The organism is Pseudomonas sp. HLT2-19-2, from assembly GCF_054898005.1.
Window position 1 is genome coordinate 2405012 of record NZ_CM142712.1, and the last position, 25895, is coordinate 2430906.

Genomic DNA, 25895 nt, shown 5'->3' on the forward strand with positions numbered 1-25895 from the left:
GCGAACGGCACCGAAAGGTGCCGTTCTCTTTTGTGCCTGTGCGGACGCCTTCACGCCCTGAGCCTTTCCGTCAACACGATGTTGCTGCGCCCTCAACCGCAGGAAACGCCAACCGAAACACCGTCATCAGCCCCGGCAAGCTCTTAACCTCGGCCACTCCCTGATGCAAGCTCATGATCGAACGCACGATGGCCAGGCCCAGCCCGGTACTGCCCTGCGAGCGGGAGCGGCTGCTGTCGACCCGGTAAAAACGGTTGAACAGGTGCGGCAGGTGTTGCGCTTCGATGCCCGCGCCGGGGTTGCTGACCAGCAGTGAAACCTGTGTTGGGCCTTGCTCAATCAGCAACGAAACCGTTTGCTCGGCCGGGCAGTGGCGCAGGGCGTTAGACAGCAGGTTCGAGATCGCGCGTTGAATCATCAACCGGTCACCCAGCACCCGAGCGCTGCCGACCACACTCAAATGAATATGCTTGTCCTGCGCCGACAGGGAAAACAGGTCTGCGACTTTCAAGGCTTCCTCATGCAGTGCGACTGGCTCGAATGGCGCCAGCGCTGCCGGGTGACTGACCTGGGCCAGAAACAGCATGTCCGAGACAATCCGCGCGACGCGTTCCAGCTCTTCGGTGCATGACACCAAAACGTTTTTGTACTCCTCGTCCGTGCGCTCCCTAGACAGTGTCACCTGGGCCTTGCCCATCAAGTTATTGATCGGCGAGCGTAGTTCGTGGGCGAGGTCATCGGAGAACTGCGACAACTGCTGCACGCCGCTGTCGAGGCGATGCAGCATGAAGTTGATGCCCTGCGCCAGTTCACTGAGCTCCTGTGGCATGTTCACCATCGACAGCCGATGGTCGAGGTCTTGCGTCGAAACCATCGCCGCCACCTTGCGAAACTCACGCAACGGCGCCAGTCCTCGTTGCACCGCCCCCCAGGCACTGAGGCCGATGAAGATCAGCAGCAACGGCAAGGCAATCAGCGTCGAGCGCAGATAGGCGCTGAGCAAGGCCTGATCGTGGGTATCGTCCATCGACAGCAGCACCGGGACGCTGGTGCCGTCCTTGATGCGGATCAGCCTGGAGGCGGTGAGGAATTTTGCACCCTCAGCGTGGGTGCTGTTGGAGTAGGCCAGTTGATCGGTGGCCGCCCGCACAGCCTTCAGTTCGACGCGCGGATCGGCCATGCCGGAGCCGGATTTGAGCAGCGGGGAGCGCAGATTGGTGCGGTCATAAATGGTCAGGGTGAGGTTGTCATGCCCCATGACCTGATCGAGCAAAATGTGCGGCTTCGAACGGATCTCCCCGGGATCGGTGTAAAGCGACAGGCTGTGTTCAACCTGCTCCATCTTCTTATCCAGACTGTCTCTGGATAATGCGTTCAGCTCATGGGTCAGGGCGAAGTAAGCCAGGCTCGCCAGAAACACTACCAGCAGCGCCCCGAGAGTACTGACCGTCAGACCCAGACGCAGCGACAGGCTCGCCGGCTTCATTCCCGTGCCTCCAGCACGTAACCGACACCGCGCAGGGTATGGATCAATTTGCTGTCGAACGGGTCGTCGATTTTCGCCCGTAAACGCCGGATCGAGACTTCGACCACGTTGGTGTCGCAGTCGAAGTTCATGTCCCACACCAGCGAAATGATCTGGGTCCGGGTCAGCACTTCGCCGGACTGACGCATCAACAGGTGCAGCAGGGCGAATTCCTTGGTGGTCAGGTCGATGCGCTGCTCGCCGCGAAAGGCGCGGTGGCGGCCCGGATCGAGTTCCAGATCGGCGACTTTGAGCACCTGCGGCATCGGGATATTCTCGCTGCGGCGCATGAGGGTACGCACCCGCGCCAGCAGTTCCGGAAATTCGAACGGCTTGACCAGATAGTCATCGGCGCCCAAGTCGAGGCCACGGATCTTGTCGGCCAGGCGACCGCGCGCGGTCAGCATCATCACCCGGGTGGAGTGGGTGCGACGCAGTTGTGCAAGCACGCCCCAGCCGTCCAGCTCCGGCAGATTGACGTCCAGTATCACCAGGTCATAAACCTGTTGTCGGGCCAGATGCAGTCCATCGGCGCCGGTTGCCGCGTGGTCAACGATATAACCACTTTCCGTCAATCCCTGATGCAAGTATTCGGCAGTTTTAAACTCGTCCTCGACGACAAGGATTCGCATGATTAATCACCACTTTTATTTAATGGATATGTAATTAAGGTGGTCGGAAAAATTGTTGTTTTGTAAGGGCTTCCGGAGGGCTTGTAAAAACGACTAGATGCTGTGAATTCCCGTTTTCCTACAGAGATTTCTCCGCGGGAGGGCGTGCAAGGTAAAGGCTGTAGTAGCTACAGAGTCAACTAAGGCGCGCGGTCTTGAGCACTGAAAAGGCCTATCTGCGACAGCCTGTCGCAGTAGACGCGGCCAAAAGTTCACGCGCCTCATGAGAACTGAACTCAGGCAAGTACTGTTCGGCGGATAACTACAGGTCATTTGTTTCTATCTATTGCTACATCAGATTTTGCACTTTGCATGCTAGAGCAAAACAACTTGCTCGAGCTGTTGATAACGGATTTGTAATGTTCCAGTCACCTTGTCGATAAGTTAGAAACCCTACCGTGGCGACTCCGAACGCTCTCGATTTAAAAAGACTTGATTTAAAAAGGAAGTATTCCATTGCCCGGTTTAAGAGAACTGACGGCGCGATCACGCCTGAAAAAAACAGCAAGGGTGGTGACGGCCAGCTGCGTTTTGCTGCTGGCCGGCGCGCGTCTTGCGAATGCATCGACACTGACCCTTGAGCAGGCCCTGCAAACGGCATTCGCCGGCAACCCTGACCTGGCGGCGGCGCAATGGGAGATCGGCATCGCCGAGGGTGACCGCAAGCAGGCCGGTTTGATCCCCAATCCCGAAGTGTCGTGGGAGGTCGAAGACACCCGCCGCGAGTCGCGCACCACCACGGTGATGCTCAGCCAACCGATTGAACTGGGCGGCAAACGCGGTGCACGAATCGACGTTGCCAGCCGCGCGCAGGATGCCGCCGGGATCGAGCTGGAGCGCAAGCGCAATGCCTTGCGGGCGGACGTGATTCAAGCGTTCAACAGCGCACAGACCGCGCAGCAACGGCTGCAGTTGTCCCGCCAGTCGTTGCAACTGGCCGAGCACGGGTTGCGTGTGGCGCAAGGGCGTATCGAGGCGGGAAAATCGTCGCCAGTCGAAGGCACCCGGGCGCAAGTGCAATTGTCCGAAGTGCGTCTGGAGCTGAGTCGGGCCGAGCGCGATCAGGCCAATGCCTACCGGCAATTGGCGCAAGCCATGGGCTCACCGTTACCGACGTCGGTCAATGTGCAAACTGCCGCTCAAGGCATGCCCGCCGTGCCGCCGCCAACCCGATTGCTTGAGCGACTGAACGAGACCGCTGAGCTGCGTTTGGCCAACTTGCAGATCGATCAGCGCGAGGCATCACTGGGGCTGGAAAAGGCGCAGCGGATTCCGGATCTGACCGTGAGCGTCGGCAGCCAGTACAGCGAGCTGGAGCGCGAGCGGGTGAATGTGGTCGGGCTGTCGATGCCGATTCCGCTGTTCAACCGCAATCAGGGCAACGTGCTGGCGGCGGCGCGGCGCACCGATCAGGCGCGGGATCTGCGCAACGCCACCGAGCTGCGTTTGCGCACGGAAATCCAGACCTCCATTGAGCAGTGGCAGACCGCTAACGGCGAAGTCAAGGCGTTCAACCAAACCATCCTGCCCGCCGCGCAAAGTGCGGTCGACAGCGCCACTCGCGGTTTCGAAATGGGCAAGTTCGGCTTCCTCGACGTGCTCGACGCCCAGCGCACCCTGATCAGTGCTCGCACCCAATACATCCAGGCAGTCGCCGAAGCGACAGACGCACGAGTACGCATCGAACGCATTTTCGGCGATCTCGGCACGTTTGCCGTCAGCCCTTGAATTTCATCTTTCAGATCACTCGCGATGGCATGACGCAGAGGAGTTTCCATGGATAAAAAACTGATCGTTGTCGCTACGGCGACGCTGGCGCTGGGCATTGGTATCGGTTCGATATGGGCGGGCAATTCTTCCATTGATGCCCACGCCGATGAAGCGGCGGAACACGCCGATCACGCCGAAGAAGGTGCGGTAGCCGACGGCGAACATGCCGAAGGCGAAGAAGGGCACCTGACGTTGAGCGCCGAACAGATCGCAGCGGCGGGTATTCAATTGGCTGAAGCACGGGCGCAGAACATCAGCCTCGGCTTGCCGTTTCCCGGTGAAGTGCGCTTTGACGAAGACCGCACAGCCCACGTCGTGCCGCGCGTGCCGGGAGTGGTCGAGTCGGTGTCAGTCAATCTCGGGCAGTCGGTGAAGAAGGGCCAGTTGCTGGCGGTGATCGCCAGTCAGCAGATTTCCGATCAGCGCAGCGAGCAGGCTGCCGCGCAACGGCGCTTGGCGCTGGCGCGCACCACTTACGAGCGTGAACGGCAATTGTGGCAAGACAAGATCTCCGCCGAGCAGGATTTCCTTCAGGCTCGTCAGGCGTTGGAGGAAGCCGAAATCGCCCTGAACAACGCCCGGCAGAAAATCAGCGTGCTCAGTGGCAGTGTGGTCGCCAGCGGTGGCAATCGTTATGAGTTGCGCGCGCCGTTCGACGGCGTGGTGGTGGAAAAACACTTGACGCCGGGTGAAGTGGTCGACGAAACCAGCAATGCCTTCACGCTCTCGGACCTGTCCCGCGTGTGGGTGACTTTCGGCGTTTCGCCCAAGGATTTGAACAAGGTGCAGGTGGGCAAACCGGTCACCGTCAGCGCTGCGCAGCTGAACGCCGAAGTCGCGGGCAACGTGTCTTACGTCGGCAGTTTGCTGGGAGAGCAGACGCGCACCGCCACCGTTCGCGTGACCCTGGAAAACCCGCAAGGCGCGTGGCGTCCCGGGCTGTTCGTGACCGCACTGGTCGCGACCGACAGCCGCCAAGCCAAAGTCGCTGTACCTGAAGCCGCGATCCAGACCGTCGAGGACAAACCCACTGTGTTCGTGCGCACCGCCGATGGCTTCAAGGCGCAAGTGGTGGAGCTGGGCAGTCGCGCGGCCGGTCAGGTGGAAATCACTCAAGGGCTGGAATCGGGCGTGCAAGTCGCAAGCGCCGGCAGCTTCGTTCTCAAATCGGAACTGGGCAAAGCCTCGGCTGAGCACTCTCACTGAAGACTCCCACCGATCCGCCCCCTCGTCGAGAAGGTTCTCATGTTCGAACGCCTGATCCAGTTTGCCATCGAGCAGCGCATCATCGTGCTGCTCGCCGTTCTGCTCATGGCCGGCCTCGGCATCGCCAGTTATCAACAGCTGCCGATCGACGCCGTGCCCGACATCACCAACGTCCAGGTGCAAATCAATACCGGTGCGGCCGGGTTCTCGCCGCTGGAAACCGAGCAGCGCATCACCTTCCCGATTGAAACCGCCATGGCCGGTCTGCCGGCGCTGGAGCAGACCCGTTCGCTGTCGCGTTCGGGGCTGTCGCAGGTCACGGTGATCTTCAAGGACGGCACCGACCTGTTCTTCGCCCGGCAATTGGTCAACGAACGCCTGCAGATCGCCAAGGAGCAACTGCCCGAGGGCGCGGAAGCGGTGATGGGGCCGATTTCCACGGGGCTTGGCGAGATTTTCCTGTGGACGGTGGAGGCGCAGGAAGGGGCGCTCAAGGACGACGGAACGACCTACACGCCGACCGATCTGCGGGTGATTCAGGACTGGATCATCAAGCCGCAATTGCGCAACGTCCCCGGTGTGGCCGAGATCAACACCATCGGCGGATTCGCCAAGGAGTACCAGATCGCTCCCGATCCGAAACGGCTGGCGGCCTACAAGCTGACCCTCACCGATCTGGTCACGGCGCTGGAGCGCAACAACGCCAACGTCGGCGCCGGTTACATCGAGCGCAGCGGTGAGCAGTTGCTGATTCGTGCGCCCGGGCAAGTGGCGAGCACCGAAGACATCGCCAACATCGTCATGGCCAATGTCGACGGTACGCCGATCCGGATCAAGAACGTCGCAACCGTGGACATCGGCCACGAACTGCGCACCGGTGCCGCCACCGAAAACGGTCGCGAAGTGGTGCTCGGCACAGTGTTCATGCTGATCGGCGAAAACAGCCGCACCGTCTCCCAAGCAGTGGCCAGCAAACTTGAGCAGATCAACCGTTCGCTGCCCAAAGGCGTGATCGCCGTGCCGGTCTATGACCGCACGCACCTGGTGGACAAGGCCATCGCCACGGTGAAGAAAAACCTCGTGGAGGGGGCGATTCTGGTCATCGCGATTCTGTTCCTGTTTCTGGGTAACATCCGCGCGGCGCTGATCACCGCGATGGTGATTCCGCTGTCGATGCTGTTCACCTTCACCGGCATGTTCACCAACAAAGTCAGCGCCAACCTGATGAGCCTCGGCGCGCTCGACTTCGGCATCATCGTCGACGGCGCGGTGGTGATCGTCGAAAACACCCTGCGCCGGCTGGCCCATGCGCAGCGGCATCATGGGCGGTTGCTGACCCGTTCCGAGCGTTTTCACGAAGTCTTTGCGGCAGCCAAAGAGGCGCGCCGACCGCTGATTTTCGGCCAGTTGATCATCATGGTCGTGTACCTGCCGATCTTCGCCTTGAGCGGTGTCGAAGGGAAAATGTTCCACCCTATGGCCTTCACCGTGGTCATCGCACTGCTGGGCGCCATGCTGTTGTCGGTGACCTTTGTACCCGCGGCCATTGCGCTGTTTGTCACCGGTAAAGTCAAAGAAGAGGAAGGCGTGGTCATGCGCGGTGCGCGGCAGGTGTATGCACCGGCGCTGGCCTGGGTGATGAGCCATCGGGCGTTGGCCGTGGGCATGGCGTTGGGCGTGATTGCGCTCAGCGGCGTGGTGACCAGCCGCCTGGGCAGCGAGTTTGTGCCGAGCCTCAGTGAGGGCGATTTTGCCCTGCAAGCCTTGCGGGTGCCGGGCACCAGCCTTACGCAGTCGGTGGACATGCAGCAGCGTCTGGAAACCCTGATCCTCGGCAAAGTGCCGGAGGTCGAGCGCGTGTTCGCCCGTACCGGCACCGCCGAAATCGCCTCCGACCCTATGCCGCCGAACATTTCCGACAGCTACGTGATGCTCAAGCCCAAAGAGCAGTGGCCGGATCCGGGCAAGTCCCGCGAGACTCTGATGGCCGAACTGCAACAGGCCGCCGCGACGTTGCCGGGCAGCAACTATGAACTGTCGCAGCCGATCCAGTTGCGCTTCAACGAGCTGATCTCCGGCGTGCGCAGCGACGTGGCGGTCAAGGTGTTCGGTGATGACATGGCGGTGCTCAACGCCACGGCGGCGAAGATTGCTGCTGCCATGCAGAAGGTCAGTGGCGCGTCAGAGGTCAAGGTCGAGCAGACCACCGGCTTGCCGGTGCTGACCATCAACATCGACCGCGACAAGGCTGCGCGTTACGGGCTCAACGTCGGAGATGTGCAAGACACCATTGCGGTGGCGGTCGGCGGGCGTCAGGCGGGCACGTTGTATGAAGGCGACCGGCGTTTCGACATGGTGGTGCGTTTGTCCGATGCCATGCGCAAAGACATTGAAGGCCTGTCGGCGCTGCTGATTCCGGTGCCGGCGCCGCTCAATGGCGCAACCGACCAGATCGCATTCATCGCCCTCAAGGAAGTCGCCAGCCTCGATCTGGTGTTGGGGCCGAATCAGGTCAGCCGCGAGAACGGCAAGCGTCTGGTGATCGTCAGCGCCAACGTCCGTGGGCGCGATATTGGCTCTTTCGTCAAAGAGGCCGGCGAAGTGATCGAGCGCGATGTTCAGGTTCCGGCCGGTTACTGGACCAGTTGGGGCGGGCAGTTCGAGCAGTTGCAGTCGGCGGCCAGGCGCTTGCAGATCGTGGTGCCCGTGGCTTTGCTGTTGGTGTTCGGCCTGCTGTTCATGATGTTCAACAACCTCAAGGACGGCTTGCTGGTGTTCACCGGGATTCCGTTCGCGTTGACCGGCGGCGTCATGGCGTTGTGGCTGCGTGACATTCCGCTGTCGATCTCGGCGGGTGTGGGCTTCATTGCGCTGTCGGGGGTGGCGGTGCTTAACGGGCTGGTGATGATTGCGTTCATCCGCAACCTGCGCGAGGAGGGGCGCTCACTCAGTGATGCGATCAACGAAGGTGCGCTCACGCGTCTGCGGCCGGTGTTGATGACGGCGCTGGTGGCTTCCCTGGGCTTCATTCCGATGGCCCTGGCAACCGGCACCGGTGCGGAAGTGCAGCGGCCGCTGGCGACGGTGGTGATTGGCGGGATTCTGTCTTCGACCATTTTGACGTTGTTGATATTGCCTGCGCTGTATCAGCTGGCGCATCGGCGTGAAGAGGAAGTGAGTCCCACCCCATAAGCCAATGTTTCTCAGGTCACATAACGGATATGTAATTTCGGCGCCACCGTGACGAAAGGTTCGGATTGATACCCTGATCCCGTTAGTTAATTAAACGAGGAATCAAACATGAAACTTGCACAACTGAGTGCGTTGGCTGCGGCGTTGGTGATGTCTTCTGTTGTTTTGGCTGAAGGTGGCGGCGACAGAACGTTCGACAGAATGATGGCGGCCAATGATCAGGCAGTGGAGAAGTTTGTCGCGAAAGAACAGGCGCGCGACCCCGTCGTTGTGAATGAAAAGAACGACGACAAGACCAAAGACTTGTAAGCGTGTCGCACTTGAACAAGCCCGTCATCGAGTGCCGATGGTGGGCTTTTTTATGAGCCGGGTTTTGAAGGTACAGAATATGAAGTTGATCAAGTTGATCGCGTTCGTCGGGGTTATGGTGATGTCCCTGAATGTGCTTGCTGAGGGTGGCGGTGACAGGGCATTCGAGAAAATGCTCAGAGCCAACACCAAAGCCATGGAGCAATACGCCGCCAACCAGGGCAAACCGGCCCCTGTTGTGAAAGATTACGAATACGGGATGACGCTGGATGTGGTGAAAGTGGTGAGCGTTGTGCGGCCGACCGTTGCCTGCGCCGTGGTGCCTACGGCAATGACCTATGAAGATTCTCAGGGCCAACTCAACACGATCAAATACACCGTGGCGGGGGATTGCCGCAAACGCGGTGGCTGACACGGCTTGCTCGGTGAGGTTCAAGACGGTATCTACAGATTCTCAATCTACGCGCATAAAAAAAGCGCCCCGAAGGGCGCCAAAAGATTCACCTCTTACCAAAGGAGCAAGGAGCTTCTAAAGGTGAATTTGTATAAACCGTGAAGTCAGAGAATCGCCAACGGGTACTCGATAATCACCCGCACTTCATCCAGATCCGATTCAAACGCCGTGGCGCGGGTATTGGCCTGGCGCAGGCGCAGCGACATATCTTTCAGCGAGCCGCTCTGCACCACATATTTGACCTCGATGTCACGCTCCCAGCGCTTCTGGTCGGTCAGCGGGCTGCCGTCAGCATCGCGGCGCATGTACACGGCGTTGGCGTTGGAATAGTCGGCGTCGGTGCCCCGGGCGTAACGGGTCATGAACGATAGCCCCGGAACACCATAGGCCGTCATGTCGAGGTCATAGCGCACCATCCAGGAGCGTTCCTTGGGCGAGTTGAAGTCGCTGTACTGAATGGAGTTGTCGAGGAAGATCGAGTCGGATTGGCGCAGATAATCGAAATCGTCGTTGCCGTTGTTGCGCTGGTGCGATAACGCAACGGAGTGTGCGCCAAGTTTCACGCCGACCCGGCCGCTCCAGATGTTGTTGTCGAACTCGCCGAGCAGTTGTTTGCCCTCATCGACGGCCTTGTAATAGTTCAGTCCGCCGAATAGCGACAGGTCATCCGACAGCGGGTAAGTCCATGCGGTGCCGGCGTAGTACTGATTCCAGGCATCTTTGAGACGGCTGGAGTACAGACTGAAGCTGAGGTTCTTGTTCAGTGCGTAGTCGCCACCGAAATAACCGATCCACGGCGAGTTGACCGGACCCGCGTAGAAGGTCGCGAAGTTCTCGCGCATGTCACTGGAAACCGGTTGGCTCATCGCATGCAGGCGACCGCCCTGTACCGACAAACCTTCGATACTGGTGTTGGTGGCCGTGACACCCCGGAAGCTTTCCGGCAACAGTCGGGAGTCACCCGCCGCAACGACCGGGTTGGCGGGGAACACATCACCGACCTTGATCACCGTATCGAAGGCACGCACTTTGGCGGCGCCACCGACCTTGGTGTATTCGTTCCGAGCCTGGCCGTCACTGTTGACCGGCAGCACATCAAACGAACTGCGGCCACCGTTGCGGCCGTCACCGGTGTCGAGCTTCAAACCGATCATCGCAAACACATCGACACCGACCCCGACGGTGCCTTGGGTAAACCCGGATTCGAATTTGCTGATAACGGCGTGGGCCCAGGTCTCGGAATAACCATTGCCGGTGGGACTGGACTGGCCGTTGCGGTGATCACGATTGAAGTAGAAGTTGCGGTTGAGCACCGTCAGGCTGCTGCCCTCGATAAACCCCTCGGCTTTATCTTCCGCCAACACCATGGACGGCCCGGAGCCGACAACCACTGCTAAAGCGGCCATCGACATTTTTGTATTGTTAACCATCAATCACTCCTTGGGTTCGGCAGAACGGGAACGTGCTTCGGCGTAGGTTTTATTGTTCGGCGGGGAAGGGCCCGCCGGCATGGTCGCCGGGTGACATCGTTGCAATCTGCGGATAACGCCAAGGTGATGGGGTAATTACAATTTCGTCATGCGTAGTGGGTTGGAGCCTCGACGGTTCAGGTCAAGGCTGCGAGTTGTTCGATTGTTTGCGGAAAGCGCTCAACGAGACGGATCAATGTCGTGGCTTGGGCATTTGGTGTTGCCCGTCCTTGTTCCCAGTTTTCGAGGGTTCGGGTGTTGGTGCGCAGATACATGGCGAACACCGACCGGGAAAGGTTGAGTTGTTGGCGGATGGCTACCACTTCCTCGGCAGTGATGGGTACCAGTTTTGGCAGCTTAACCTTGTGGGTCCGCAGCGTGACCTTGCCTTGGCGCTCGTCGGCCAAGGCTTCGAGGCCTTCCATCAGTTCGGAAAAAATGTCACGTTTCATAGTGGGTTCTCGTGTTGATTTCTCGATCCAGCGTTTGTCTGAAAAGTTTTTTCTGGGCAGGCGTCAGGTCGTCTTGCTCGTTTTTGCTGTACACCGTGAACAGCCAGAATTGATCGAAACCTGACCACCAGTAATAAATCACCCGCAATCCGCTGCGTTTGCCTTTACCGCGACGTTGATCGAAAAAGCGGATTTTGCGCAGCCCGCCCGTGCCTTCAATGAGATCGCCCGCTTCGGGGTTTTTTAGCAGCTCCAGCTGAAAGCTGCGAAACAGATCGTCATCCAGGTAATTGTCTCGGTGTTTCTGAAACGCAGGTAATTCGATAAAAAGAGCATCCATATTCTGTACGTCACCTGCGTATAGTGTTGTCTTGATAATCGAATAGGTCAAGGCATCGAAGCCATCCTTTTTCGTCCCCGTTTTCAAGGTAGACCCCGGTCGTAAAAACGCCTGTAGGACGAAGCGATTCTCCGTCTGCACATGGCTGATGGAGAGTGAAATGTTCGAGATTAGAAAAGCCAGCCAAAGCGACGCCCAGACGGCATTCGACATACGGTTGCTAGCCATCCGACATCAATGCATCGGTGCCTATACCGAGAAGCAAATGCTGGCCTGGACGAAGGGCTCGGCTGAGGACGGATACGACGTACTCATGGAAAAGCATTTTTATCTGGGATGCGTTCAGGGTGAGCCCGTGGCGACAGGCATGCTCGATCCGGAGAACCGCGAAATCGGTGCAATCTTCATTCACCCTGATTTTATGCGGCGCGGTTTGGGCAAACGCGTCCTGCGCTTTCTCGAAGATCTGGCGCGGGATCTGGGACTGAGGGAAGTGTGTCTGGATGCGACGTTGAATGCGGCCGATTTCTATCGACGCTACGGTTACGTCGGGGAGGAATCTGCGATTTACCATTCGCCCTCAGGTCTTCAACTGGCCTGCGTGCCCATGGTGAAGAAACTGTGATAGCCCAAACTCAAAAACGGCACCCGAAGGTGCCGTTTTTGTTTGTTACCAAGTGCGCTACGTGATCAACCCGCCAACCCCGCCTGCTGAACCAGATTCAGCAACGGCTGCGGATACAGCCCGAGGAAGAACGCCAGTGCGGCGATGGCCAGCAGCATCACGCCGCCTGCCTTTTGTTCCCAGTGCAGTTGCGCATCGTGGCGACGCAGGTTCGGCTCGATCAGGAATAGGGTAACCATCACACGCAGGTAGTAGAAGACGCCGATGGCGCTGCCCAGTACCAGGGAACCGACCAGCCACCATTGGTGCGACTCGACACCGGTAGCGATGATGTAGAACTTGCCGATGAAGCCCGCCGTCAGCGGGATACCGGCAAGGGACAGCATCATCACGGTCAGTACGGCGGTCAGGTACGGACGGCGCCAGAACAGGCCGCGGTATTCGTACAAGGCATCCGCATCACGGCCGTTGTACGGCGAGGACATCAGCGTGATCACGCCGAACGCGCCGAGGCTGGTGATCACGTAGGTGACCAGGTACACGCCGATGGCTTCCACGGCCAGACCCTTGCTCGCCACCAGGGCGATCAGCAGGTAACCGAAGTGCGCGATGGACGAGTAACCCAGCAGACGCTTGAGGTTACTTTGGGTCAGGGCCAGCAGGTTACCGAACAGGATCGACGCGATGGCGATGATGGTGAGCACGTCGCTCAGTACACCGCTGCTTGCCGCCGGCGAGATCTGGAACAGACGCACCATCACCGCGAACACGGCGACTTTCGACGCGGTGGCCAGGAACGCCGCCACCGGTGCCGGAGCACCTTCGTAAACGTCCGGGGTCCAGAGGTGAAACGGTACCAGTGACAGCTTGAACGCCAGACCGATCAGCATCATGCCCAGGCCCAGTTGCGCCAGCGAACTTGGCAGGCCAGTAGCCGCAAGCGCTTGACCGATACCGACGAAGCTCAGGCTGCCGGAGTCGGCATACAGCAGGGCCATACCGAACAACAGGAACGCGGAACCGGCGGCCGACAGCACCATGTACTTGATACCGGCTTCCAGCGAACGCTTGTTGAAGAAGGCGTAAGCCACCAGACCGTAAACCGGTACCGAGAGCAGTTCCAGACCGATGAACAACCCGGCCAGATGCTGCGCGCTGACCAGCACCAGGCCACCGGCGGCGGCCATCAGGATCAGCAGGTAAAGTTCTTCACGGTTGCCCGGGTAACCCGAACCGCCATCGCCGAGGTAGGCGTGGGCGAGGGTCACACAAGCGAGGGTGGCGACCAGGATCAGCGCCATGTACAGACACGCGAAGCTATCGATTTGCAACAGAGGGGTCACAGCTAATGGTGCGACCTTCAAGGCTGGCAGGATCGACAGCAACGCCAGGTTCAGACCCGCCACGGAAATCAGGAAGGTCTGTGAGTGGTTGCGGCGCCAGGCGATTGCCAGCATCACCACGATGATCGTGGCGCTGGTGATCAACAACGGCGCAAGCGCGATAAAGTGTTGAGTCGTGAATTCCATAGCGCTCTTACCGGGCCGAAGCGAGTTGAGTGAAGGCGGTGCCGAGCCATTGCTGCACGCCATGCATCGTAGCGGCAGAGGTATCGAGGAACGGTTGCGGGTACACGCCGATGTAAATCAGCAGCGCCGCCAGGCCGACCACCATGATCAGTTCGCGACCGTCCATGCCATGCAGCACCGCGTCCGATTTGGCCGGGCCGAAGTACGCACGGTGGATCATGATCAGCGAGTAGACCGAACCGAACACCAGACCGGACGTCGCGATGATGGTGATCCATGGCGCAGCGGGGAACGTGCCGATCAGGATCAGGAACTCACCGACGAAGTTACCGGTACCCGGCAGGCCGAGGGACGCGGCTGCAAAGAACAGGCTGAGGGCCGGCAGGTAAGCGATCTTCGACCACAGGCCTCCCATTTCGCGCATGTCGCGGGTGTGGGTGCGCTCGTACAGTTGACCGCTGAGGATAAAGAGTGCCGCGGCCGACAGGCCGTGTGCGAGCATCTGCATCACCGCACCCTGCAGCGCCAGTTGGCTGCCGGAGTAGATGCCGATCAACACGAAGCCCATGTGGGAAACGGAGGAGTAGGCGATCAGACGCTTGATGTCGGTTTGTGCGAAGGCCAGGAACGCACCGTAGAAGATCCCGATCAGACCGAGGGTCATGGCGATCGGCGCAAACTCGGCCGAGGCATTCGGGAACAGCGGCAGGGCGAAACGCAGCAGACCGTAAGCCGCCGTTTTCAACAAGATACCGGCCAGGTCGACCGAACCCGCCGTCGGCGCCTGGGCGTGAGCATCAGGCAACCAGGAGTGGAACGGCACCACTGGCAACTTGACCGCGAAGGCGATGAAGAAGCCGAGCATCAGGATGTACTCGGTGGTCAGCGACATCTTGGTTTTCAACAGATCGGCGTAGTTGAACGTAATCACGCCGGTGTCGTTGAAGTTGACCAGTACCAGACCCAGGATCGCCACCAGCATGATCAGGCCGGAAGCTTGAGTGAAGATGAAGAACTTGGTCGCCGCGTAGATCCGGGTTTTCTTGCCGTCCGAAGAACTGTGACCCCAGAGCGCGATGAGGAAGTACATCGGCACCAACATCATTTCCCAAAAGAAGAAGAACATGAACAGGTCGAGGGCGAGGAACACGCCGACGACACCGCCCAGGATCCACATCAGGTTCAGGTGGAAGAAGCCAACATGACGCTGGATCTCTTTCCATGAGCAGAGTACCGAGAGGATACCCAGCAGACCGGTCAGCAGGATCATCAACAGCGACAGGCCGTCGAGGGCCAGGTGTACGCTGATGCCGAAGCGCTCGATCCAGATGTGCTTGAACTCAAGCACCCAGGTCGGATCGGCACCCGGTGCCGGAGCAAATGAATAATCACCGTGGGCCCACAGCCAGAGGCCGAGAGCGAGTTCCAGGGTCATGGTCAACAGCGCAATCCAGCGGGGGAGGGTAGCGCCGAAGCGCTCACCCATCCAGCACAGCAGGCCGCCGATGAAGGGGATCAGGATTAGCCAAGGCAGAATCATGACGGGCTCAATTCCTTTCGCAAGTTCGCAAGGTTCATATCAGACCGCTACCAGCACGATGGCGCCGATGACCAGCACGGAGCCGGCAGCCATGGATGCCGCGTACCAACGCAGTTGACCGGTTTCGGTACGGCTCAGGGCGGTGTGGCCGCCTTTGGCCATACGCGGGATCAGACCGATGGTCTGGTCGAGCGGGTCTTTGCGCAGTCCGTGGGTGATCGCAAGGTAGGGCTTGACGAACAGTTTGTCGTAGATCCAGTCGAAGCCCCAGGCAGCGAACCACCAGGCCGAAAGGAAACGGCCGATGCCGCTGTTGGCGATTGCAGTGGCGAAACGACGCTTGCCGAGGAACAGCAACGCGGCCAGCAGGATACCGGCCAAGGCGATGGCGCCCGAAGCGATTTCCAGACTGTGCTTGGCATCGCCGCCGGCATGGCCGACGCTTTCCGGCAGCACGCCGTGCAGTGGTGGAACGATCATTGCGCCGATGAAGGTCGACAGCACGATCAGCACCGACAGCGGCAACCAGTGAGCGATACCGTGACCGGCGTGCGCTTCGGTCTTCGCTTCACCGTGGAATGCGATGAAGATCAGGCGGAAGGTGTACAGCGACGTCATGAACGCGCCGACCAGACCTGCGTAAAGCAGACCGTGGTTGCCGCTGGCGAACGCTTCCCAAAGGATTTCGTCCTTGGAGTAGAAGCCTGCGGTCACCAGTGGCAGGGCAGACAACGCCGCGCCGCCGACGATGAAGCTGGCGTAAGCCAATGGCAGTTTCTTCCACAGGCCGCCCATCTTGAAGATGTTCTGCTCGTGATGGCAGGCAACGATCACCGCACCGGACGCAAGGAACAGCAGCGCCTTGAAGAAGGCGTGGGTCATCAGGTGGAAGATCGCGCCATCCCAGGCACCTACGCCCAACGCCAGGAACATGTAGCCGATCTGGCTCATGGTCGAGTAGGCGAGGATACGTTTGATGTCGGTCTGGACCAGTGCGGCAAAACCTGCGAGCACCAGGGTCACGCCACCGACGATGCCGACGAGGTGCAGAATGTCCGGCGCCAACGCAAACAGGCCGTGAGTACGGGCGATCAGGTAGACACCGGCGGTCACCATGGTTGCGGCGTGGATCAGTGCCGAAACCGGAGTAGGACCGGCCATCGCATCCGCCAGCCAGGTTTGCAGCGGCAGTTGCGCGGATTTACCGACAGCGCCGCCCAGCAGCATCAGGGTCGCCATGACCATCCAGAAGTCGCCGGCCTGGAATTTCTGCGGTGCCAGCACCAGCAGTTCCTGGATGTTCAGCGTCCCCAGCTGCGCGAACAGGATGAACAGGCCGATGGCCATGAACACGTCGCCGATACGGGTGACGATGAAGGCTTTCAGTGCCGCGTTACCGTTGTTGCGGTTGCTGTAGTAGAAACCGATCAACAGGTACGAGCACAGGCCCACGCCTTCCCAACCGAAGTACAGGAACAACAGGTTATCGCCCAGGACCAGGAACAGCATGCTGGCGATAAACAGGTTGGTGTAGGCGAAGAAGCGCGAGTAACCGGCTTCACCGCGCATGTACCAGGACGCGAACAGGTGGATCAGGAAGCCGACGCCGACGACTACACCGAGCATGGTCAGGGACAGACCATCCAGGTACAGCGCGAAGTTCGGCGTAAAGCCTTCCACCGCCATCCACTGCCACAACACCTGGGTGTAGTGACCGCCTTCAGGTGGCGCAACGTTGAATTGCCAGATCACATAAGCAGTCACGATGGCCGACAAGCCGATGGAACCGACGCCAATCAGCGCCGACAGGTTTTCCGAAAAGCGGCCGCGTGAGAACGACAGCAGCAGGAAACCTATGAGAGGGAATACGAAAGTCAGATAGAGAAGATTCATCCGCGCATCTCGCTGGCAGCGTCGATATCGAGAGTGTGGAAGCGGCGATACAGCTGCAACAGAATCGCCAGGCCAATACTGGCCTCGGCGGCTGCCAGGCTGATCACCAGGATGAACATGATCTGTCCATCCGGCTGACCCCAGCGGCTACCGGCAACGATGAACGCCAGTGCGGAGGCATTCATCATGACCTCCAGGCTCATCAGCACGAAGAGAATGTTGCGGCGGACCATCAGGCCGACCAGACCGAGGCAGAACAGGATGCCGGCAACGGCAAGACCATGTTCGAGAGGGATAGCAGGCATGGGTTACTCCTTCGCCTCGTTACGGCCGAGATGGAACGCCGTGACGGCTGCAGCAAGCAGCAGCATCGAGGCGAGTTCGACCACCAGCAGATAAGGACCGAACAGGCTGATGCCCACGGCCTTGGCGTCTACGGTGGTGTGGCCGATGGCCTGACCGCTGGCGTCGCTGAACAGCACGTACAGCAGTTCAACCAGCAGCAGGGCGCCGAGTGCGACGGGGCCCAGCCAGATGCCGGGTTTGAGCCAGACGCGCTCTTGCTGAACCGAGGCCGGACCCAGGTTCAGCATCATTACCACGAACACGAACAGCACCATGATGGCGCCAGCGTAGGCGATCACTTCCAGCACACCGGCGAACGGTGCGCCGAGGGCGAAAAAGGTCATCGCCACGGCAATCAGCGAAATGATCAGGTAGAGCAGGGCGTGCACAGGGTTGGTGTTGGTGATCACGCGAAGCGTGGACACAACAGCGATACCCGATGCGAAATAGAAAGCGAATTCCATCTTTCTTCCTTAAGGCAGCAAGCTCTTCACGTTGATCGGTTCGGCTTCATTCTGCGCGGCGCCTTTCGGCTTACCGGCAATTGCCATACCTGCAACGCGATAGAAGTTGTAATCAGGGTTTTTGCCGGGGCCGGAGATCAGCAGATCTTCTTTCTCGTACACCAGGTCCTGACGTTTGAACTCGGCCATCTCGAAATCCGGTGTCAGCTGGATCGCGGTGGTCGGGCAGGCTTCCTCGCAGAGGCCGCAGAAAATGCAGCGCGAGAAGTTGATACGGAAAAACTCCGGGTACCAGCGACCGTCTTCGGTTTCAGCTTTCTGCAGCGAGATGCAGCCGACCGGGCATGCCACGGCGCACAGGTTGCAGGCTACACAACGCTCTTCGCCATCAGGGTCGCGGGTCAGGACGATACGTCCACGAAAGCGCGGCGGCAGGTACACGGCTTCTTCCGGGTACTGCAGCGTGTCGCGCTTGCGGAAGGCATGGCTGAAGATCATCACCAGGCTGCGAAGCTGGGTGAAGAAGCCATGCACGATGTCAAAAATGTACTTCATGATTCTCTATCCTCACTGAGCCGCGACGGCGGGCGTGTTGAGCAACACGATCGCAGCGGTCACCAGCATGTTGACGAGGGTCAGCGGCAGGCAGAACTTCCAGCTGAAATCCATCACTTGGTCATACCGTGGGCGCGGAATCGAGGCGCGCAGCAGGATGAAGAACATGATGAAGAACGCGGTTTTCAGCGCGAACCAGATAAACGGGATCTGCGGCAGAATGCCGAACGGGCCGTGCCAGCCACCGAAGAACAAGGTCACCAGCAGCGCCGAAATCAACACGATGCCGATGTACTCACCGACGAAGAACATGCCCCATTTCATGCCGGCGTATTCAATGTGGTAACCGTCGGCCAGTTCCTGTTCCGCTTCCGGCTGGTCGAACGGGTGACGGTGAGTCACGGCGACGCCGGCAATGAAGAAGGTCAGGAAACCGAAGATCTGCGGAATGACGAACCACAGGTTCTGCGCTTGATACTCAACGATGTCGCGCATGTTGAACGAGCCGACCTGGATCACAATGCCCATCAGCGACAGGCCCATGAACACTTCGTACGATACGGTTTGCGCCGAGGCCCGCAAGCTGCCCAGCAGGGCGAACTTGTTGTTACTCGACCAGCCGGCGAACAACACCGCGTAAACCGACAGACCGGCCATGGCGAAGAAGAACAGGATGCCGATGTTGATATCCGCCACACCCCAGGTCGGGGTGATCGGGATGATCGCAAAGGCAATCAGCAAGGCGCTCATGGCCACGACCGGCGCCAACGTGAAGATCACTTTGTCGGCGAACGGCGGCGTCCAGTCTTCCTTGAAGAACATCTTGATCATGTCGGCCGCGATCTGGAACGCGCCGAACGGGCCGACGCGGTTCGGACCGTAACGGTCCTGCCAGAGGGCGAGCAAACGACGCTCGACCCAGCTCAGCAGCGCGCCGCACACCACGACGGCGAGCAGAATCACGATGGCCTTGAGGACCTCGATGATCACGGCAATCACTTCAGGCGTGAACCAGGTCATTGAGCTGCCTCCTGCAGACCGTCAACGGATTTGCCAAAGATCGCCGGCGGAATGCCAGCGATACCGGCCGGCAAAGCGACCAGGCCGGCACCCAGCTCTTCGTTGATGCGCAGCGGCAGACGCAGGGTCTGACCGGCCACGTTCAAACTGAGCATGGCGCCGTCATTGACACCCAGGCGGTCGGCTTCGGATTTGGCCAGCGACACGTAGGCGGCCGGGATGCGCTCTTGAACCGGCGCGGCTTTGGAAGAGTTCTCTTCGCTGCCGAACAGGTGGAAGAACGGCACAACCTGCCAGGTGCCCGGAGCCGGGTTGAACGCGCGCGGAACACTGGCGAACCAGTTCAGCGAATCACCGGTGCTTTCGATCAGGCGGGTGCCCGGGTCGCCAGCGCGGATGTGACCACCGACTTCGTCCTGGAACTTGTTCCAGGCTTGCGGCGAGTTCCAGCCCGGAGACCAGGCGAATGGCACTTGCTGACGCGGTTCGACCGAGCCCGAGTAACCTTCCATGGAGAACGAGAACGCCGTGTCGTTATCCTGGGGAGTACGCGGTTCGTGCACGCTGATGTCGGCGCGCATGGCGGTGCGACCGGAGTAACGCAGCGGTTCGCGGGCCAGTTTCAGGCCTTTGATACGGAACGCGGCGGACGGCGCGGCACTGACGATGCCGGCCAGTTGCGCAGTGCTTGCGGCACACGCAGCGGTGACGTGGTCCAGCTGAGTCCAGTCGATTGGCTGGTTCAACAGGGTCGCGCGCAGGGCATGCAGCCAGCGCCAGCCTTCGTGAACGAGGATGCTCGCGTCGAGGTAAGTCGGGTCGAACACCTGGAAGAAACGCTGGGCGCGACCTTCCTGGCTGACCAACGTACCGTCGCCTTCAGCGAAGCTGGCGGCGGGCAGAACCAGGTGCGCGCGATCGCTGGTGGCGGTTTTCTGATGGTCCGCAACGATCACCACTTTCGCGGCGTTCAGGGCAGCATCGACACGGGCTTTGTCGGTACGGGTGTACAGATCGTTTTCCAGTACGACGAGGGCATCGGCTTTGCCGTCAATCACGGCTTGCAGGGCCGCGTCGACCGATTCGCCACCGAGCATGGCCAGACCGAGGCTGTTGGCCTCTGGCACGATCAGGCTGATGGAACCGTTCTTCTCGCGCAGCTTCAGCGCTTTGGCGATGTTCGCCGCCGCTTCGATCAGCGCCTTGGAACCCAACGAGGTACCGGCAATAATCAGCGGACGCTTGGCTGCGAGCAGGGCATCGGCGATACGCTTGGCCAGCTCCAGAGCTTCAGCGTCCAGGCCTTCAACGGCAGGCGCGCTGGCGTCGAGGGCGTGAGCCACGGCGAAACCGATGCGGGCCAGGTCGTCCGGCGCCGCGTGAACGCATTCTTCAGCGATGTCGTCGAGCTTGGTTTCAGCCAGGCTGGCGATGAACAGCGGGTGCAGAGCGTTCTGACCGATGTTCTTCACCGCAGCGTCGAGCCAAGGCTGGACGCGCATGGCGTCGGCCATGTCTTCAGCTTTGCCTTTGACCGATTGACGCAGGGACAGGGCCATGCGCGCAGCAGTCTGGGTCAAGTCTTCACCGAGGACGAAAATTGCATCGTGGTCTTCGATGTCGCGCATGTTCGGGATCGGCAGCGGGCTGTCTTTCAGCACCTGCATGACCAGACGAATGCGTTCCAGCTCAGCGGCTTCGATACCGGAGTAAAAGTGCTCGGCGCCGACCAGTTCGCGCAACGCGTAGTTGCTTTCGAGGCTGGCACGTGGCGAACCGATACCGACGATGTTGCGACCGCGCAGCAAGTCGGCGGCTTTATCCAGCGCTTCGTCGAGGGTCAGCTTGGCGCCGTTGGCCAGCTTTGGCTGACGCGGACGGTCTTCGCGGTTGACATAGCCGTAGCCGAAGCGGCCACGGTCGCACAGGAAATACTGGTTTACCGAACCGTTGAAACGGTTTTCGATACGACGCAGTTCACCGTAGCGCTCGCCCGGGGAAATGTTGCAACCGCTGGAGCAGCCATGGCAGATGCTCGGCGAGAACTGCATGTCCCACTTGCGGTTGTAGCGCTCGGAGTGAGTCTTGTCGGTGAACACACCGGTCGGGCAGACCTCGGTGAGGTTGCCGGAGAACTCGCTTTCGAGGGTGCCGTCTTCAACGCGACCGAAGTACACATTGTCGTGGGCGCCGAACACACCGAGATCGGTGCCGCCGGCGTAGTCCTTATAGAAGCGCACGCAGCGGTAGCAAGCGATGCAGCGGTTCATTTCGTGGGAAATGAACGGGCCCAGTTGCTGGTTCTGGTGAGTACGCTTGGTGAAGCGATAACGGCGCTCGTTGTGGCCGGTCATCACGGTCATGTCTTGCAGGTGGCAGTGACCGCCTTCTTCACAGACCGGGCAGTCGTGAGGGTGGTTGGTCATCAGCCATTCAACGACGCTGGCGCGAAACACTTTCGCTTCTTCGTCGTCGATGGAGATCCAGCTGCCGTCGGTAGCGGGCGTCATGCACGACATGACGATCCGACCACGTTTGTCGTTCTCGTCGGTGTACTGCTTGACCGCGCACTGGCGGCAAGCGCCAACGCTGCCTAGGGCTGGGTGCCAGCAGAAATAAGGGATATCGAGGCCTAGCGACAGACATGCCTGTAACAGGTTGTCTGCCCCGTCGACTTCGAGCTCTTTGCCGTCTACGTGGATAGTGGCCATGGTTCAAAGTTCTTCGTTGGCCCGGTGTCAGCGGGCGTGGCTAATGGAATCTTGTTATCCGCGCGAATCAAAACAGCCGTTAAAGGCGTCATCGCGCGAAAAGCGAACGGCACGGACCGTTCGCTTTTTTTAAAGCGTTAAGCGCCGACTACGATCGGCCTCGCCAGAGGCGGGACGGCGGCGCTGGTAGGCGCGATGCCGGCTTCGAACTCATGGCGGAAGTATTTGATTGCGCTGCCCAACGGCTCCACGGCGCCCGGTGCGTGAGCACAGAAGGTCTTGCCTGGGCCGAGGAAGCCGACCAGACCCAGCAGGGTCTCGATATCACCGGCTTGCCCTTCACCGTTCTCGATGGCGCGCAGAAGCTTGACGCTCCACGGCAAACCGTCACGGCACGGGGTGCAGAAGCCGCAGGATTCGCGGGAGAAGAACTCTTCCATGTTGCGCAGCAGGGAAACCATGTTGACGCTGTCGTCCACCGCCATGGCCAGGCCGGTACCCATACGGGTGCCCACTTTGGCGATGCCGCCGGCATACATTTGTGCGTCCAGGTGTTCCGGCAACAGGAAACCGGTACCGGCGCCGCCAGGCTGCCAGCACTTGAGCTTGTAACCGTCGCGCATGCCGCCGGCGTAGTCTTCAAACAACTCGCGACCGGTGACGCCGAACGGCAATTCCCACAAGCCCGGGTTCTTGACCTTGCCGGAGAAGCCCATGAGCTTGGTGCCCATGTCTTCACTGCCTTCGCGCGCCAACGATTTGTACCAGTCCACGCCGTCGGCAATGATCGCCGGCACGTTGCACAGGGTTTCAACGTTGTTCACGCAAGTCGGCTTGCCCCACACGCCAACGGCGGCCGGGAAGGGCGGCTTGGAGCGCGGGTTGGCGCGGCGACCTTCGAGGGAGTTGATCAGTGCGGTTTCTTCACCGCAGATGTAACGCCCGGCGCCGGTGTGGACGAACAGCTCGAAATCGAAGCCGCTGCCCAGGATGTTTTTACCCAGCAGGCCAGCTGCCTTGGCTTCTTCCACGGCTCGGTTCAGGTGCTTGGCGGCGGTGGTGTATTCGCCACGCAGGAAGATGTAGCCACGGTAGGTTTTCAGCGCGCGAGCACTGATCAGCATGCCTTCGATCAGCAGATGGGGCAGTTGCTCCATCAGCATGCGGTCTTTCCAGGTGTTCGGTTCCATCTCGTCCGCGTTGCACAGCAGGTAGCGGATGTTGATGGATTCGTCTTTCGGCATCAGGCCCCACTTAACACCCGTGGGGAAGCCTGCACCGCCGCGACCTTTAAGACCGGCGTCTTTCACAGTCTGGACGATGTCGTCCTGGGCCATGTCGGCGAAGGCTTTGCGCGCAGCCGCGTAACCGTTCTTGGCCTGGTACTCGTCGAGCCAGACAGCTTCGCCGTCGTCACGCAGACGCCAGGTGAGCGGGTGAGTCTCGGCCGACCGCTTGATGCGGTTGGCAGGACCGAAGGAAGTCAGGGTCATACGTAGCCCTCGAGCAATTTGGCAACGCCGGCAGGCTGCACATCACCGAAAGTGTCGTCGTCGATCATCAACGCCGGCGCCTTGTCGCAGTTGCCGAGGCAGCAGACCGGCAGCAGGGTGAAACGACCGTCGGCGGTGGTCTGACCCAGGCCGATGCCCAGATTGCTCTGGATTTCGCTGACAACGGATTCGTGGCCGCCGATGTAGCAAACCATGCTGTCGCAGACACGGATGATGTGACGGCCAACCGGCTGACGGAAGATCTGGCTATAGAAAGTAGCCACCCCTTCAACGTCGCTCGCCGGGATGCCGAGGATCTCGCCGATGGCGTAGAGCGCGCCGTCAGGCACCCAGCCACGCTCCTTCTGGACGATCTTCAGGGCTTCGATCGACGCCGCGCGCGGGTCTTCGTAGTGATGCAACTCGTGCTCGATGGCCGAGCGCTCGGTTTCACTCAAGGTGAAACGGTCTGTCTGGATAAGCGTGCTGTTCATGCTTAGCGGTCCACGTCGGCCATAACGAAATCGATACTACCCAGGTACGCAATCAAGTCCGCGACCATGCTGCCTTTGATCACCGAAGGGATCTGCTGCAAGTGCGGGAAGCTTGGGGTGCGAATCCGGGTGCGGTAGCTCATGGTGCCGCCATCGCTCGTCAGGTAATAACTGTTGATGCCCTTGGTCGCTTCGATCATCTGGAAGGATTCGTTGGCCGGCATGACCGGGCCCCACGAAACTTGCAGGAAGTGCGTGATCAGGGTCTCGATGTGCTGCAGGGTGCGTTCTTTCGGCGGCGGCGTGGTCAGCGGGTGATCCGCCTTGTACGGGCCTTCCGGCATGTTGCGCATGCACTGCTCGATGATCTTCAGGCTCTGACGCATTTCTTCGACACGCACGATGCAGCGGTCATAGGCATCGCCATTGGCCGCCAGCGGTACTTCGAATTCGAAGTTCTCGTAACCGGAGTACGGGCGAGCTTTACGCAGGTCGAAGTCGCAACCGGTCGAACGCAGGCCAGAACCGGTGACGCCCCATTCCAGGGCCTCTTTGGTGTTGTAGGCCGCGACGCCGATAGTCCGGCCACGCAGGATGCTGTTGTCCAGTGCGGCTTTCTGGTATTCGTCCAGACGCTTTGGCATCCACTCGATGAAGTCTTTAACCAGTTTTTCCCAGCCACGCGGCAGGTCGTGAGCGACGCCACCAATGCGGTACCACGCCGGGTGCAGACGGAAACCGGTAATGGCTTCGATCACCGTGTACGCCTTTTGACGGTCGGTGAACGTGAAGAACACCGGGGTCATGGCGCCGACGTCCTGGATGTAAGTCCCCAGGAACAACAGGTGGCTGGTGATCCGGAAAAACTCGGCCATCATGATGCGGATGACGTCGACCTTCTCAGGCACTTTGATGCCGGCCAGCTTCTCGACCGAGAGCACGTACGGCAGGTTGTTCATCACGCCGCCGAGGTAGTCGATACGGTCGGTGTACGGAATGAAGCTGTGCCAGGACTGACGCTCGGCCATCTTCTCGGCACCACGGTGGTGGTAACCGACGTCCGGCACGCAGTCGACAATCTCTTCACCGTCCAGCTGCAGAATGATGCGGAACGCACCGTGAGCAGAAGGGTGGTTAGGACCGAGGTTGAGGAACATGTAGTCCTCGTTCGCACCGGAACGCTTCATGCCCCAGTCTTCAGGCTTGAAGCGCGCGGCTTCTTCCTCAAGCTGTTGCTTGGCCAGCGTCAGGCTGAACGGGTCGAATTCGGTGGCACGGGCCGGGAAGTCCTTGCGCAGCGGGTGACCTTCCCAGGTTGGCGGCATCATGATGCGGGTCAGGTGCGGGTGACCGGCAAAGTTGATGCCGTACATGTCCCACACTTCACGCTCGTACCAGTTGGCGTTCGGCCAGATACCGGTAACGGTCGGCACGCTAAGGTCGCTCTCGGACAAGGCGACCTTGATCATTACGTCACTATTACGTTCGATCGACATCAAGTGATAGAACACAGTGAAGTCGGCGCCGTTTGGCAGCCCTTGACGCTTGGTGCGCAGACGCTCGTCCACGCCGTGCAGGTCATAGAGCATGACGTACGGCTTGGGCAGGTTGCGCAGGAAGGTCAGGACTTCAACGAGTTTGGCGCGGGCAACCCAAAGCACCGGCATGCCGGTGCGGGTAGGCTGGGCGGCGAACGCCTCTGGGCCAAATCGGTTATTCAGTTCGACGACCACATCCTGGTCGTCTGCCTTATAAGGCGGGATGTACAGAGCACTGCCTGTAGTCATGGTTATTTATCGCTTTCGGTCAACGTAAAGAATGAAGCCAGTTTCTCGTTC

22 protein-coding genes are annotated in these 25895 nt (G+C 59.9%); 6 read left to right on the forward strand and 16 right to left on the reverse strand.

The window, feature by feature from the left end:
- Window positions 1-70: 70 nt before the first annotated feature.
- Window positions 71-1486, reverse strand: a complete 1416-nt coding sequence (locus ACYZTU_RS11175) for a heavy metal sensor histidine kinase (RefSeq protein ID WP_461970123.1) — start codon at window positions 1484-1486, stop codon at window positions 71-73.
- Entirely contained in the window at window positions 1483-2157 is a 675-nt protein-coding gene (locus ACYZTU_RS11180) for a heavy metal response regulator transcription factor (RefSeq protein WP_461970125.1), read from the reverse strand. The genes ACYZTU_RS11175 and ACYZTU_RS11180 overlap by 4 nt, the downstream gene beginning before the upstream one ends.
- 495 nt (window positions 2158-2652) lie before the next feature.
- On the opposite strand from ACYZTU_RS11180, the gene ACYZTU_RS11185 reads away from it, so the two are divergent.
- The 5 genes from ACYZTU_RS11185 to ACYZTU_RS11205 all read left to right on the forward strand — a co-directional run bounded on the left by ACYZTU_RS11185 (window position 2653) and on the right by ACYZTU_RS11205 (window position 9085).
- On the forward strand, window positions 2653-3924 hold the full coding sequence (locus tag ACYZTU_RS11185) for a TolC family protein (protein ID WP_461970126.1): 1272 nt from the start codon (window positions 2653-2655) through the stop codon (window positions 3922-3924).
- Between the two features lie 48 nt (window positions 3925-3972).
- Window positions 3973-5172, forward strand: a complete 1200-nt coding sequence (locus ACYZTU_RS11190) for an efflux RND transporter periplasmic adaptor subunit (protein WP_461970128.1) — start codon at window positions 3973-3975, stop codon at window positions 5170-5172.
- Window positions 5173-5211: 39 nt separating this feature from the next.
- Window positions 5212-8364 (forward strand): efflux RND transporter permease subunit, encoded by a 3153-nt coding sequence (locus ACYZTU_RS11195; RefSeq protein WP_461970130.1) that lies wholly within the window; start codon window positions 5212-5214, stop codon window positions 8362-8364.
- 108 nt (window positions 8365-8472) lie between these two features.
- Entirely contained in the window at window positions 8473-8673 is a 201-nt protein-coding gene (locus ACYZTU_RS11200) for a co-regulatory protein PtrA N-terminal domain-containing protein (RefSeq protein WP_449644669.1), read from the forward strand.
- A gap of 79 nt (window positions 8674-8752) precedes the next feature.
- The gene (locus ACYZTU_RS11205; RefSeq protein WP_461970132.1) at window positions 8753-9085 is read left to right on the forward strand and encodes a DUF2790 domain-containing protein; all 333 of its coding nucleotides are present in this window, start codon (window positions 8753-8755) and stop codon (window positions 9083-9085) included.
- Window positions 9086-9231: 146 nt separating this feature from the next.
- Here the strand turns inward: ACYZTU_RS11205 and ACYZTU_RS11210 are convergent, their stop codons facing one another.
- The 3 genes from ACYZTU_RS11210 to ACYZTU_RS11220 all read right to left on the reverse strand — a co-directional run bounded on the left by ACYZTU_RS11210 (window position 9232) and on the right by ACYZTU_RS11220 (window position 11388).
- Window positions 9232-10557 carry an OprD family porin gene (locus ACYZTU_RS11210; RefSeq protein WP_461970134.1) on the reverse strand — a complete coding sequence of 442 codons (1326 nt, stop codon included), beginning with the start codon at window positions 10555-10557 and terminating at the stop codon, window positions 9232-9234.
- A 176-nt stretch (window positions 10558-10733) separates the two neighbouring features.
- Window positions 10734-11048, reverse strand: coding sequence for a helix-turn-helix domain-containing protein (locus ACYZTU_RS11215; RefSeq protein ID WP_007940887.1), 315 nt, complete (start codon window positions 11046-11048; stop codon window positions 10734-10736).
- The gene (locus ACYZTU_RS11220) at window positions 11038-11388 is read right to left on the reverse strand and encodes a toxin (protein ID WP_449644732.1); all 351 of its coding nucleotides are present in this window, start codon (window positions 11386-11388) and stop codon (window positions 11038-11040) included. The genes ACYZTU_RS11215 and ACYZTU_RS11220 overlap by 11 nt, the downstream gene beginning before the upstream one ends.
- Before the next feature lie 160 nt (window positions 11389-11548).
- Between ACYZTU_RS11220 and ACYZTU_RS11225 the strand changes: the two genes are divergently transcribed.
- Window positions 11549-12013, forward strand: a complete 465-nt coding sequence (locus ACYZTU_RS11225) for a GNAT family N-acetyltransferase (RefSeq protein WP_461970136.1) — start codon at window positions 11549-11551, stop codon at window positions 12011-12013.
- Window positions 12014-12078: 65 nt separating this feature from the next.
- Here ACYZTU_RS11225 and nuoN read toward each other — a convergent pair whose 3' ends face one another.
- The 11 genes from nuoN to nuoC form a co-directional block, all read right to left on the reverse strand.
- Complete coding sequence (nuoN, locus tag ACYZTU_RS11230; protein WP_461970138.1) at window positions 12079-13542, reverse strand: NADH-quinone oxidoreductase subunit NuoN; 1464 nt, start codon at window positions 13540-13542, stop codon at window positions 12079-12081.
- 7 nt (window positions 13543-13549) lie between these two features.
- Window positions 13550-15082 (reverse strand): NADH-quinone oxidoreductase subunit M, encoded by a 1533-nt coding sequence (gene nuoM / locus ACYZTU_RS11235; RefSeq protein WP_461970140.1) that lies wholly within the window; start codon window positions 15080-15082, stop codon window positions 13550-13552.
- A 39-nt stretch (window positions 15083-15121) separates the two neighbouring features.
- Window positions 15122-16975, reverse strand: coding sequence for an NADH-quinone oxidoreductase subunit L (nuoL, locus tag ACYZTU_RS11240; RefSeq protein ID WP_461970142.1), 1854 nt, complete (start codon window positions 16973-16975; stop codon window positions 15122-15124).
- On the reverse strand, window positions 16972-17280 hold the full coding sequence (gene nuoK, locus ACYZTU_RS11245; protein ID WP_007905077.1) for an NADH-quinone oxidoreductase subunit NuoK: 309 nt from the start codon (window positions 17278-17280) through the stop codon (window positions 16972-16974). The genes nuoL and nuoK overlap by 4 nt, the downstream gene beginning before the upstream one ends.
- Before the next feature lie 3 nt (window positions 17281-17283).
- Window positions 17284-17784, reverse strand: coding sequence for an NADH-quinone oxidoreductase subunit J (nuoJ, locus tag ACYZTU_RS11250; protein ID WP_461970144.1), 501 nt, complete (start codon window positions 17782-17784; stop codon window positions 17284-17286).
- Window positions 17785-17793: 9 nt separating this feature from the next.
- A complete protein-coding gene (gene nuoI, locus ACYZTU_RS11255) occupies window positions 17794-18339 on the reverse strand; it encodes an NADH-quinone oxidoreductase subunit NuoI (RefSeq protein ID WP_401123796.1) in 546 nt (181 codons plus the stop codon).
- Window positions 18340-18351: 12 nt separating this feature from the next.
- Window positions 18352-19359 (reverse strand): NADH-quinone oxidoreductase subunit NuoH, encoded by a 1008-nt coding sequence (nuoH, locus tag ACYZTU_RS11260; RefSeq protein ID WP_461970146.1) that lies wholly within the window; start codon window positions 19357-19359, stop codon window positions 18352-18354.
- Window positions 19356-22070: an NADH-quinone oxidoreductase subunit NuoG gene (gene nuoG, locus ACYZTU_RS11265; RefSeq protein WP_461970148.1), complete on the reverse strand. Its 2715-nt coding sequence runs from the start codon at window positions 22068-22070 to the stop codon at window positions 19356-19358. The genes nuoH and nuoG overlap by 4 nt, the downstream gene beginning before the upstream one ends.
- Before the next feature lie 137 nt (window positions 22071-22207).
- Window positions 22208-23563: an NADH-quinone oxidoreductase subunit NuoF gene (gene nuoF, locus ACYZTU_RS11270; RefSeq protein WP_461970150.1), complete on the reverse strand. Its 1356-nt coding sequence runs from the start codon at window positions 23561-23563 to the stop codon at window positions 22208-22210.
- A complete protein-coding gene (gene nuoE / locus ACYZTU_RS11275; protein ID WP_007946422.1) occupies window positions 23560-24057 on the reverse strand; it encodes an NADH-quinone oxidoreductase subunit NuoE in 498 nt (165 codons plus the stop codon). The genes nuoF and nuoE overlap by 4 nt, the downstream gene beginning before the upstream one ends.
- Before the next feature lie 2 nt (window positions 24058-24059).
- Complete coding sequence (nuoC, locus tag ACYZTU_RS11280; RefSeq protein WP_461970152.1) at window positions 24060-25844, reverse strand: NADH-quinone oxidoreductase subunit C/D; 1785 nt, start codon at window positions 25842-25844, stop codon at window positions 24060-24062.
- Window positions 25845-25895 lie beyond the last annotated feature (51 nt).